This is a genomic window from Stenotrophomonas sp. TWI819 (genome assembly GCF_039673075.1).
Taxonomy (GTDB): Bacteria; Pseudomonadota; Gammaproteobacteria; order Xanthomonadales; family Xanthomonadaceae; genus Stenotrophomonas; species Stenotrophomonas rhizophila_B.
Window position 1 is genome coordinate 118,865 of sequence record NZ_JBDJKY010000007.1, and the last position, 11,409, is coordinate 130,273.

The following is an 11,409-nucleotide window of genomic DNA, read 5'->3' on the forward strand; positions in this document are numbered from 1 at the left end:
CTCCAATACGGGGCGCCACCATGGCGCACTGCCGCATTGTCGCAGAACCCGCGCGCAGCGTCAGACCTCGCAGCCGTCCGGGCCGCAGCCATCACCGTGCCCGGCAGCCCCTGCGGGCGGGCCTTCCGCTGCGATCTGCCGCAACGCCTGGGCGAAGGCCTCGGCCGGCTGGGCGCCCTGGATGGCGTACTGATCGTTGATGACAAAGGTGGGCACCGATTGAATACCCAGTGCCTGCGCCTGGGCAAGCTGAGCCTGGATCTCCTCCAGCCCTTCCTCACCGGCCAGCAACGCCGTGATGCGCTCGGCGCTGAGGCCGCCGGTGGCGCCCGCGGCGATCAGGGTCTGCGGGTCGGCCAGATTGCGGCCCTCCACGAAATGCGCGCGGAACAGCGCTTCGCCGACCGCCGCTTGGACGCCTTCACGCCCGGCCAGCCACATCAACCGATGTGCGGGCAGCGTGGTGACCCGGACCTGGCCTTGGTCGAAATCCATCGGCAGGCCTTCAGCGCGCGCGGCGGTCTGGGTCTGGGTCAGGATCTGCTGGGTGCGCTCGGCGCTGCCGAACTTGGCCACGTAGGCCTCGCGCAGCGGCACGGGGGTCGTGCCCGCGTCGGGATCCAGCTGGAAGGGGTGCCAGTGCACCTCCACCTCGGGGGCGTCTTCACCCAACAGCGCCAGGCCCTGCTGGAACCGGTGCTTGCCGATCCAACACCAGGGGCACACCACATCCGACCAGATATCGATTTTCATCTGGCCAGATTGTGGGTGCTGCGAGGCGTTTACAAGGTCTGCCGGTCAGCCGCGTTCAGCGCTGGACCAGCGCGAGAAGGGATGCGCAGCCAGCGCCAGGTTGTAGTAGCGGACCTGATCGGTGACTTCAGCGCCGGCCCAGCCGGGCAGCGTGATCGCCTGATCGGCATGCTCGAGCTCGACTTCGGCCACCACCAGCCCGGCGTTCTCGCCCAGGAACTCGTCCACCTCCCAGAGCAGCCCGTCGTGCTCGACCAGGTGTCGGCGCTTGTCGATCAGCCCACCGACACACAGCGCCAGCAGCGCGCGCGCATCCTCCACCGGAATCGGATAATCGAACTCCTGCCGGGTGTGCCCGATCTCGCGCGATTTCATGTTGAGGAAGGCCTGCCCGCCTTGGATGCGCACGCGCACCGAGGCCTTCTGTGCGCCGCTGTCCAGCGAGGCGGTGTCGTTGAGATAACCCTGCGCCATCGGGATGACGGCGTGTGCGGCGGTGCGCCAGTCGTCGCCGGTAACGAGGTATTTGCGTTCGATTTCAATGCCCATGTCCACAGTATGCGGCGATCAAGGCACTGCGGCCACGCCCGGCTTCTATACTGGTCGGCTGCCCTGCCTGGACGCGCGATGAAACCCCTCTTCCCCACCCTGTTGCTGACCCTGCTGCCACTGCCCGGGGTCGCCGCGACGCCACCGGCACCTGCGCAGATAGAAGCGGCGATCATGGCCATGATCGAGGCCGAGAAGAAGCCGGCGGCCTCCGCGCAGGATCTGCTGCTGCAGTCGATGTTCACCCCGCGCGGGTTCGAGCATGGGCCGTGCTTTGCCAGCACAACGATCACCGGTGCCTACGAGTGTCTGGTCGGCATGGAGATCGGGCTCAAGAACCGCTACCGGATGCTGCGCTTCGTTCCGCAGGGTATGGGGTGGGCGATGCAGCGGGCCGATGTCGATGCGCCGGTTCCCCCGCGCGAGCGTGTCCGCGAACTGCTCATCGAACAGCTCGGTCATCGTGCCGCATCCATCACCGATGCCGCCGCCCGCGACGAACTGCGCGCCTTCCAGCAGCGCGTGCAGATCCTTGCGGTCGACGACTGCGAACTGCACAGCACGCAGTCGCCGGACATCCGCTGCGATATCACCGCGGGGGATGACATCGAGCGCGGCACCTACCCGCAGACCTATGTGTTCGACGCACAGGGCCAGTGGCAGAACGCCGCACCGGGGAACGGCCGGTAAGCGCGAACGCCGTCAGCGCTTTTCGAACACCGCGATGCTTTCCACGTGCGCGGTATGCGGGAACATGTCCATCGCGCCAGCCGAGACCAGGGTGAAGCCCTGTTCGTTGACCAGGTAGCCGGCGTCGCGCGCCAGCGAGCCGGGATGGCAGCTCACGTAGACGATCCGCTTGAACTGCTTCAGCGGCAGCTGCTGCAGCACTTCGATGGCGCCCGAGCGCGGCGGATCCAGCAGCAGCTTGTCGAAGCCCTGGCGCATCCACGGGGTCTGGCGCTGGTCCTGGGTCAGGTCCGCTGCGTAGAACTCGGCATTCTCCAGCCCGTTGCGCACGGCGTTCTCTTTCGCACGCGCCACCAGGCCGGCGTCACCTTCCACACCGACCACGTTGCGTACGGTGCGCGCCAACGGCAGGGTGAAGTTGCCCAGCCCGCAGAACAGATCCAGCACGCGCTCGTCCGGACCGGCATCTAGCAGGGCCAGCGCGTGAGCGATCATCTGCACATTGAGCTTGGCGTTGACCTGGATGAAGTCCAGCGGGCGGAACGCCAGCTCGACATCCCACGGTGCCAGCTTGAACGACAGCGGCACCTCGGCCGGCCACAGCGGGTGGACCGACTCCACGCCGCCGGGCTGCAGCGAGATCGCGAAGCCGTGTTCCTGGCCGAAGGCGGTCCATGCGGCGCGGTCAGCGTCGCTGAGCGGCTGCATGTGACGGATGGTCAGCATGATCGCGTCATCGCCAGCGATGAATTCGATCTGGGGGATATCGCGTTTGCCATCGAGGGTTTCGATGAACTCGGCCAGCACGCCCACCTTCATGCCGATTTCCGGGATGACGGTCAGGCACTGGCTCAGGTCCGCGACGAAACGCGGGTCCTGCTCACGGAAGCCGACCAGGGTCTTGTCCTTCTTTTCGACGCGGCGCACCGAGAAGCGCCCTTTGCGGCGGTAACCCCAGCTGTCGCCGACCAGCGGCGGCAGCAGGGTGCCGGGACTGACGTGACCGATCCGGGTCAGGTTGTCGATCAGCACCCGTTGCTTGGCCACGATCTGCTGCGACTCCTCCAGGTGCTGCAGCACGCAGCCGGCGCAGACGCCGAAGTGCGGGCAGCGCGGGGTCACCCGCTGCGGCGAGGCCTGGACGACCTCGATGGTCCGGGCTTCATCGAAATGACGATTGCGCGCGGTCGGCTCCGCGGTCACCACTTCACCCGGCAGCGCGCCGGTGATGAAGGTGACCTTGCCGCCTTCGCCGTCGCGGCGGGCAACGCCACGGCCGTCATGGCTGAGGTCGAGGATGTCGGTCTGGAAGGGGGTACGGTCGAGTCGGGAGCGGGTTCGGGCCACGTGGCAACAGGCTGCGGGCAAAAAGGGTGCGTATTGTCGCAGATACCAACTGCCAACTGACTCGCCGCCCGCTGAAACCGCTTGCAGGCGGGGACTTCGCGTTTACTATGGAGGCAGCTGACATGGAGGCAGCCCAAATGCAGATGACCCCGAGGGATCCCATGCCCCGATTCCTGCTCGTCGAGGACGACACCATCAGCCGCGGCTTCTTCAAGGCCGCGCTGGAAACCCTGCCGGCGCAGGTGGATACCGCCGATTCCCTCGCCACGGCCATGGACCGCGCCCGCGGCAACCAGCACGACCTGTGGCTGATCGATGTGAACCTGCCCGACGGCAATGGCACCCAGCTGCTGCAGGAACTGCGCCGCTCGCGGCCGGACACCCCGGCGCTGGCGCATACCGCCGATGGCGATACCTCGATCCATTCGCGCCTGCGCGATGCCGGCTTCAGTGAAACCCTGGTCAAACCGCTGAGCCGCGAGCATCTGCTCAAGGCCGTCCGCCGCGCCCTGGTGCATACGGCGGGCAGCCTGTCCGCCCCACCCGTTGCCGAGTCCGAGGAGACCGAGGGCGAGCGCCAGGACTGGGATGAAACCACCGCCCTGGCTGCGCTGAATGGGCAGCGCCACCACCTGATCGCGCTGCGCGAACTGTTCCTGGCCGAGTTGCCCGGCGTGCGCGATGCGGTGGCCCAGGCCCTGCGCGAGGACGATGTGCGGGCCCTGCGCGGGCAGTTGCATCGGCTGCAGGCCAGCTGCGGGTTCGTCGGCGCCGCACGCCTGGCGCGGGCCGTCCGTCAGCTGCACCAGGCGCCGGAGTCGACCGGTGCGCAGAGCCGCTTCCGCGTCGCGGTCGACGCCCTGCTGCAGTGAGCACGGGGCGGCAGCCGGAGCACCGGCGCCGCATAAGTCACCCCGCAACGAGGCCGCGGCCCGCCAGCGCCTACGTGCGCCGCCGGGCCAGGTCCTCCAGCATTTCCCAGGATTTCAGCCCCCGCCCGCCCAGATGGTGCATCAGCACCGCGCGGATCGGCCGGCGCAGGCTGCCCAGATCCTCGGCACCGGGCATTTCATCGGCGGCCAACGCCAGCAGCGCGCTGCCGGTGGCCGTGCCCCGGCGTTGATCCACGCCGCGGTCGCTGAGCAGCCGGCGTGGCCCCTCCTGCGGATCCAGCTCATAGCGCGCCGCCGGGTCGACCGGCTCCTCATCACTGCCATGCAGCAGATCGAAACCGAAGCCCAAGGCCTCCAGCAGGTCACGCTCGAAACGACGCAGGGTCCACGCTAACGGTTCACCATCGCGCAGCCGCGCACGCACCTGCGCGTAATGGTCGTAGAGTTCGGGCAGCGGATCCTGGCGGGGCGCCAGCCGCATCATCAGTTCGTTGATATAGAAGCCGGCCAGCATCGCCTCGCCGGTCAGCCGCGGCGCGGCGTCCAACGCCTCGGCACCGCGCAGCTGGGCCAGTTCGCCCCGCTGCACGGCAGTCAGGCGGATCCACTGCAGCGGCTGCAGGGCAGCGCGCAGCGCTTGGCTGCGCGGGCTGGATACGCCGCGCGCCAGCACCCCGATGCGGCCGTACTGCTCGGTCAGCACCTCCACCAGCAGGCTGGTTTCCCGCCAGGCCCGGGCGTGCAATACGAACGCAGGCTCATCCTCGATGCGCATGGCTCAACCGCCCGGGGTCGGGATGGCCGGCTTATTCGTAGCCGAACGCCTTGAGCGCGGCTTCGTCGTCGGACCAGCCTTCGCGCACGCGCACCCAGGTTTCCAGGAAGACCTTGGCACCGAACAGGCGCTCCATCTGCAGGCGCGACTTGGCGCCGATTTCCTTCAGGCGGGTGCCGGCCTTGCCGATCACGATCGCCTTCTGGCCTTCGCGTTCGACCCAGATCACCGCGCCAATGCGCAGCAGGTTGCCGTCTTCGACAAAGCGCTCGATCTCGACCGTGGTCGCATACGGCAGCTCTTCGCCCAGCTGGCGCATCAACTGCTCGCGGACCAGTTCACCGGCGAGGAAGCGCTGGCTGCGGTCGGTGATCTCATCCTCGCCGAACATCGGCGGGGCTTCCGGCAACAGCTTCATCAGGTCGCGGACCAGCGATTCCAGACCGTTGCGCTTCTGCGCCGAGATCGGGTGCACCGCCGCGAACGTGCGGCCTTCGGTGACCTGCTGCAGGAACGGCAGCAGGGCGCCCTTGTCCTTCAGGCGGTCGATCTTGTTGACCACCAGCACCACCGGGATGCCCGAGTCGCTGAGCACGTTGAAGGCCAGGGTGTCTTCGTCATCCCAGCGGCCGGCCTCGATCACCAGCATGCCGGCGTCCACGCCCTCGAGCGAGCCGCGCGCGGCGCGGTTCATCACCCGGTTCATGGCGCGCTTCTGCGCGCGGTGCAGGCCGGGGGTATCGACCAGCACGATCTGGCCTTCCGGGTAGCTGGCAATACCCAGCAGCCGGTGCCGCGTGGTCTGCGGGCGATTGGAGACGATGCTGACCTTGGCGCCCACCAGGGCGTTGGTCAGGGTGGATTTGCCGACGTTGGGGCGACCGATGACGGCCACGCTGCCGGAACGATGGGGGGTTGCTTCGTTCACTTGGAATCCAGTTGCTCAAGGGCGGCCGCAGCCGCTTGTTGTTCGGCCAGCCGTCGCGAGGCACCTTCGCCTTCGGTGCTGACAGCGGGGTCGGTTACGCCGCAGCGTACCCGGAAGGTCTTGGCGTGATCGTCACCCGATTCTGACACCAGCTCATACAGCGGCAGCGCCTTCTGTCGGGCCTGCAGCCATTCCTGCAGGCGGGTCTTGGGGTCTTTCTCGGGCTTGCCGGTGGCCGGCAGGGCCTGCATCGAGGCCAGGAACCACGGCAGCACCACGGTCTGGCAGACGGCAAAACCGGCATCGAGGTAGATCGCTGCGACCACTGCTTCCAGCGCATCGGCCAGGATGGAGTCGCGGCGGTGGCCGCCGGTCTTCATCTCGCCGGGGCCCAGGATCAGGCGATCGCCCAGCTGCAGCTCACGCGCGATCACTGCCAGCGCGCCTTCGCGCACCAGCTCGGCGCGGGCGCGGGTCAGCGCGCCTTCGTCAGCCTTGGGCCAGCGTTCGTACAGCGCCTGGGCGACCATCATGTTGACGATGCTGTCGCCGAGGAATTCCAGCCGCTCGTTGTTGGGCGAGCCGGCGCTGCGATGCGTCAAGGCCTGCTTGAGCAGGCCCGGATCGTTGAAGGCGTGACCAATCAGGTCACCGCGTTGGAAGGTCTTAGTCGGCACCGCTACGGGTCAATTCCTGGTTTGAATCAAATTTGCCCACTACGTCCAGATTGCCGATCAGTTCACGGCGCACTTCGTAGTAGACCTTCATGTTCCAGCCGCCATCGATGCGATCAAACTTCACGTTGGCAGGCTTCACGTTCTCGGAGTAATTGATGTACAGGCGCTTGAAGAACATGTCCTGCACGCGGCGCGGCTCCATGTTGCCCACGCCGGGCTCCTTGGCCAGGCTTTTCATCGCCGAACGTACGGCGTAGTACTCCTGGTACATCGGGAACAGCTTCATGCCGATGTACAGGCCAAAGGCGACCACGATCAGCACCACCAGGAACGAGGTCAAGGTGATGCCGCGCTGCGATGTCATGCTCTTCATTGCGTTTCTCCCCAGATACGCGTGTGCCATGAATCAATGGATGGCCGTACCGATCCGCGACGGTTCAAAACCGTCCTTGCAGAACCAGCCCGAGCAGTTCAGCCAGATCAGGAAGGCCTTGCCACGGAGATTCTCCTCCGGCAGCAGGCCCCAGAAGCGGCCGTCGTCACTATTGTCGCGGTTGTCGCCCATGACCAGGTACTTGCCGGCCGGCACGGTCCACTGGCCCTGCCCGCGTGCGTAATCGGTCTCGAGCACGGTGTGGGTGCGGCCCGGCAGGTGCTCGACCAGCAGCGAGCTGCCCTCGCCCTGGCCGCTGTGACCGGCGTACAGGCCCTTGTTGTCGTACGTGACCGGCTCGCCGTTGAGGATCAGGCCGTTGCCCTGGAATTCGATCTGGTCACCCGGCACGCCGATCACGCGCTTGATGAAGTTCTCGCCCTTGGCCGGATCGTTGTCCGAATGGCCCGGGAAATGGAACACCACCACATCGCCACGCTTGGGCTCGCCGAACGGCACCACCTTGGCGTTGTTCAGCGGCAGGCGCAGGCCGTAGGAGAACTTGTTGACCAGGATGAAATCGCCGATCAGCAGGTTGGGCATCATCGAGCTGGACGGGATCTTGTACGGCTCGGCGATGAAGCTGCGCACCACCAGCACGATCGCCAACACCGGGAAGAACGCCCGTGCGTAATCGACCATCACCGGCTCGGTATCCAGCAGGCCGGCACGCTGGGCGCGGCGCTTGGCGAAGTACAGCTTCTCGCCCAGCAGGATCAGGCCCGAGGCCAGCGTCAGTACGACCAGGAGGAGCTCAAACAATTTCATGCAGTGTCCTTGGGAACGATTGCAGCGGTGTGGTGTGCCCCTGCGCGTCCGGCGACACCGATCCGGTGCCGCCTGCCGCTGCCGGGAAAGCCATCCGGCCTTACTTGTCCATCTGCAGCACGGCCAGGAAGGCTTCCTGCGGGATTTCCACGCGGCCGACCTGCTTCATGCGCTTCTTGCCTTCCTTCTGTTTTTCGAGCAGCTTCTTCTTGCGCGAAACGTCGCCACCATAGCACTTGGCCAGCACGTTCTTGCGCATGGCCTTGACCGTGGTGCGCGAGATGATCTGCGAGCCGACGGCGGCCTGGATGGCCACGTCGAACTGCTGGCGCGGGATCAGTTCCTTCATCTTCTCGCACAGCTCGCGGCCGCGGCGGTCGGCATGGCTGCGGTGCACGATCAGCGACAGCGCATCGACCTTGTCGCCGTTGATCAGCACGTCCACGCGGACGAACGGGCCGGCATCGAAGCGCACGAAGTGATAGTCCAGCGAGGCATAGCCACGGCTGACCGACTTGAGCTTGTCGAAGAAGTCCAGCACCACTTCGGCCATCGGCAGCTCATAGCTGATCTGCACCTGGCTGCCCAGGTAGTTGATGCCGATCTGGCTGCCGCGCTTTTCTTCGCACAGCTTGATGATGTTGCCGATGTACTCCTCGGGGGTGAGCACGTTGGCGCGGATGATCGGCTCGCGGATCTCATCGACCATGTTCACCGGCGGCAGCTTGGCCGGGTTGTCCATGTTGATGATGCTGCCGTCGGTCTTGAGCACTTCATAGACCACGGTCGGCGCGGTGCTGATCAGGTCCAGGTTGTACTCGCGCTCCAGGCGCTCCTGCACGATTTCCATGTGCAGCATGCCCAGGAAGCCGCAACGGAAGCCAAAGCCCATCGCCTCGGAGCTTTCCGGCTCGAAACGCAGCGCGGCATCGTTCAGGCGCAGCTTGTCCAGCGCTTCGCGCAGGTCCGGGTAATCCTCGGCATCGACCGGGAACAGGCCGGCGAACACGCGCGGCTGCATTTCCTGGAAGCCCGGCAGCGGCTTGGCGGCCGGATCGGCGGCCAGGGTCAGGGTGTCACCGACCGGCGCACCGTGCACGTCCTTGATGCTGGCCGTCACCCAGCCCACCTCACCGGCGTTCAGTGCCGGCAGCACCTTGCGCTTGGGGGTGAACACGCCGACGTTGTCGACCTGGTGATTGCGGCCGGTGGACATCACCTGCAGCTTGTCGCCGGCCTTGATCTGGCCCTGCATCACGCGCACCAGCGAGACCACGCCGAGGTAATTATCGAACCACGAGTCGATGATCAGCGCCTGCAGCTTGTCGGTATCGCGCGGCACCGGCGGCGGAATGCGATGCACGATCGCCTCCAGCACGTCGCCCACGTTCAGTCCGGTCTTGGCACTGACCGCCACCGCATCGGTGGCATCGATGCCGATCACGGCCTCGATCTCGGCCTTGGCACGGTCGATGTCGGCGGTGGGCAGGTCGATCTTGTTGATCACCGGCACCACTTCCAGCCCCTGCTCGACCGCCGTGTAGCAGTTGGCGACGGACTGCGCTTCCACGCCCTGGGCCGCATCGACCACCAGCAGCGCGCCTTCGCAGGCGGCCAGCGAGCGGCTGACTTCATAGGAGAAGTCGACATGCCCGGGGGTGTCGATGAAGTTCAGGTGGTAGGTGTGGCCGTCTTTGGCGACATACGGCAGCGAGACCGACTGGGCCTTGATGGTGATGCCACGCTCGCGCTCGATCGGGTTCGAGTCGAGCACCTGCGCCTCCATCTCACGGGCCTGGAGGCCGCCGCAAAGCTGGATGATGCGATCGGCCAGCGTGGACTTGCCGTGGTCGACGTGGGCGATGATGGAGAAGTTGCGGATGAACCGCATCGAATCAGAAGACATAGGTGGCGGCGGCGCGTCGCGTCGTCAGGATGACTGCGGATTATCGCATGGCCGGCCCGGTCCCGCGTGCGGCCGCCCGCGATTGGCGTGATCGGCCCGCCAGAAACGACCGGGCCCGCCGAAGCGGGCCCGGAAACGCAAGCGGGGCGGGGCTTACTGCCCAGCCTTCACCGGCACGAAGGCGCTGTTGCCATTGGCGCGGACCAGCAGCATGACCACATCGCCCTTGCTGTAGCCGGCCAGCGCCTTGTTCAGCGCGGCCACACTGCCCACCGGCGTCCGGCCCACCTGCAGCACCACCATGCCCTGGGACAGGCGGGCGTCCCGTGCCGACTGACCGGTGACCCGGGTGATGCGCACGCCCTCGCCCGAGGCCAAGCCCAGCTGCTGGCGTTGCGGCGCGGTCAGATCGGCCACTTCCAGACCCAGCAGGGCATTGGCGCCGGTTTCCGGCTTGGCCGCGTCGGCCGTCTGGGGCGCGTTGCCGCGTTCGGCGTCCTCGGCCAACTCGGTCAGCGTGGCGGTGATCTCGCGTTCCTTGCCCTCACGCAGCACGACGATGCGCACCTTGGTTCCCGGCGGCAGGGCACCGATCAGCGGCGGCAGGTCGCTGGACACGTTGATCGGCGTGCCGTTCACCGACCGGATGACGTCACCGACCTCCAGGCCGGACTTGGCTGCGGCGCTGCCGGGAACCAGCTGGTTCACCAACGCGCCCCGGCTGTCGGGCAGCTTGAAGCCCTGCGCGACATCGGCCGTGACGGCCCCGACCATGGCCCCCAGCTGGCCGCGACTGACCCGGCCAGTCTTCTTGATCTGTTCGACCGCGCCCATGGCCAGGTCGATCGGGATCGCGAAGCTGATGCCCATGTAGCCGCCGGAGGCGGAGAAGATCTGCGAGTTGATGCCGACCACTTCACCACGGGTATTGAGCAGCGGGCCACCGGAATTGCCCTGGTTGATGGCCACGTCGGTCTGGATGAAGGGGACGTAGCGCTGATCGGCGCCACCGGTGCTGCGGCCGACCGCGCTGACCACGCCGGCGGTAACCGAATGATCCAGGCCGAACGGCGAACCGATCGCGACGACCCACTGGCCCGGCTTGAGGGTGTTGGAATCCCCCACACGGACGGTCGGCAGATTCTTGCCGTCGATCTTGAGCAGCGCAACGTCGTACTGCTGATCGCTGCCGATCACCTTGGCGGTGAACTCGCGGCGGTCGCCGAGCTTGACCTTCACTTCGCTGGCGTCGGCAACCACGTGATAGTTGGTCAGCACATAGCCATCTGCCGAGATGATGAAGCCCGACCCCATGCCACGGCCCTGGATGCGCGGGCTGTCGTCCTGGCCACCGGGGCCCTGCCCCGGCATCTGGAAGTCCGGGCCGAAGAAGCGGCGGAAGAACTCGGGCATTTCATCGTCGCCGCCCGGGCCCATGGTCCGGGCCTGGCGGTTGCTGCGCACAATGGTGGTTTCGACATTGACCACGCCCGGCCCGACCTGTTCGACCAGGTTGGTGAAGTCCGGCAGGCCATTGACCAGTTGCGGCGCAGGCGCCCGTGGTGCCGCGGCGGCCGGTGCCGCTGGAGTCGCAGGCGATGGCGATGGCGACTGAGCGCAGGCCACCAGCGGCAGGGTCATGGCGATCAGCGCCAGGGCATGGGTACGGATACGGGCGGTCATCAGACAC

Annotated in this window: 12 protein-coding genes; 2 read left to right on the forward strand and 10 right to left on the reverse strand. The window is 66.7% G+C overall.

Features of this window, described 5'->3' with window-relative positions; all coding sequences use genetic code 11:
• Positions 1-60 precede the first annotated feature (60 nt).
• The gene (locus tag ABE463_RS11560; RefSeq protein ID WP_346468263.1) at positions 61-753 is read right to left on the reverse strand and encodes a DsbA family oxidoreductase; all 693 of its coding nucleotides are present in this window, start codon (positions 751-753) and stop codon (positions 61-63) included.
• A gap of 45 nt (positions 754-798) precedes the next feature.
• Positions 799-1,302, reverse strand: a complete 504-nt coding sequence (locus ABE463_RS11565; RefSeq protein ID WP_259259538.1) for a CYTH domain-containing protein — start codon at positions 1,300-1,302, stop codon at positions 799-801.
• A gap of 78 nt (positions 1,303-1,380) precedes the next feature.
• Between ABE463_RS11565 and ABE463_RS11570 the strand changes: the two genes are divergently transcribed.
• Positions 1,381-1,992: a hypothetical protein gene (locus tag ABE463_RS11570; protein WP_346468264.1), complete on the forward strand. Its 612-nt coding sequence runs from the start codon at positions 1,381-1,383 to the stop codon at positions 1,990-1,992.
• Positions 1,993-2,004: 12 nt separating this feature from the next.
• Here ABE463_RS11570 and rlmD read toward each other — a convergent pair whose 3' ends face one another.
• Positions 2,005-3,339: a 23S rRNA (uracil(1939)-C(5))-methyltransferase RlmD gene (gene rlmD, locus ABE463_RS11575; RefSeq protein WP_346468265.1), complete on the reverse strand. Its 1,335-nt coding sequence runs from the start codon at positions 3,337-3,339 to the stop codon at positions 2,005-2,007.
• A 137-nt stretch (positions 3,340-3,476) separates the two neighbouring features.
• Here rlmD and ABE463_RS11580 point away from each other — a divergent pair, with 137 nt between their 5' ends.
• Positions 3,477-4,211 (forward strand): response regulator, encoded by a 735-nt coding sequence (locus ABE463_RS11580; RefSeq protein ID WP_346468330.1) that lies wholly within the window; start codon positions 3,477-3,479, stop codon positions 4,209-4,211.
• A gap of 70 nt (positions 4,212-4,281) precedes the next feature.
• On the opposite strand, the gene recO is transcribed toward ABE463_RS11580, so the two are convergent.
• From recO to ABE463_RS11615, 7 genes are all read right to left on the reverse strand, one after another.
• Positions 4,282-5,007 (reverse strand): DNA repair protein RecO, encoded by a 726-nt coding sequence (gene recO / locus ABE463_RS11585; RefSeq protein ID WP_259259535.1) that lies wholly within the window; start codon positions 5,005-5,007, stop codon positions 4,282-4,284.
• Between the two features lie 31 nt (positions 5,008-5,038).
• On the reverse strand, positions 5,039-5,935 hold the full coding sequence (gene era, locus ABE463_RS11590) for a GTPase Era (protein ID WP_121038751.1): 897 nt from the start codon (positions 5,933-5,935) through the stop codon (positions 5,039-5,041).
• Complete coding sequence (rnc, locus tag ABE463_RS11595; RefSeq protein ID WP_259259534.1) at positions 5,932-6,612, reverse strand: ribonuclease III; 681 nt, start codon at positions 6,610-6,612, stop codon at positions 5,932-5,934. The genes era and rnc overlap by 4 nt, the downstream gene beginning before the upstream one ends.
• Positions 6,602-6,985 (reverse strand): DUF4845 domain-containing protein, encoded by a 384-nt coding sequence (locus tag ABE463_RS11600; RefSeq protein ID WP_259259533.1) that lies wholly within the window; start codon positions 6,983-6,985, stop codon positions 6,602-6,604. The genes rnc and ABE463_RS11600 overlap by 11 nt, the downstream gene beginning before the upstream one ends.
• A gap of 33 nt (positions 6,986-7,018) precedes the next feature.
• Entirely contained in the window at positions 7,019-7,813 is a 795-nt protein-coding gene (gene lepB, locus ABE463_RS11605) for a signal peptidase I (protein ID WP_346468266.1), read from the reverse strand.
• 100 nt (positions 7,814-7,913) lie between these two features.
• The gene (lepA, locus tag ABE463_RS11610) at positions 7,914-9,704 is read right to left on the reverse strand and encodes a translation elongation factor 4 (protein ID WP_184997305.1); all 1,791 of its coding nucleotides are present in this window, start codon (positions 9,702-9,704) and stop codon (positions 7,914-7,916) included.
• Positions 9,705-9,872: 168 nt separating this feature from the next.
• Positions 9,873-11,402 carry a DegQ family serine endoprotease gene (locus ABE463_RS11615; protein ID WP_346468267.1) on the reverse strand — a complete coding sequence of 510 codons (1,530 nt, stop codon included), beginning with the start codon at positions 11,400-11,402 and terminating at the stop codon, positions 9,873-9,875.
• Positions 11,403-11,409 lie beyond the last annotated feature (7 nt).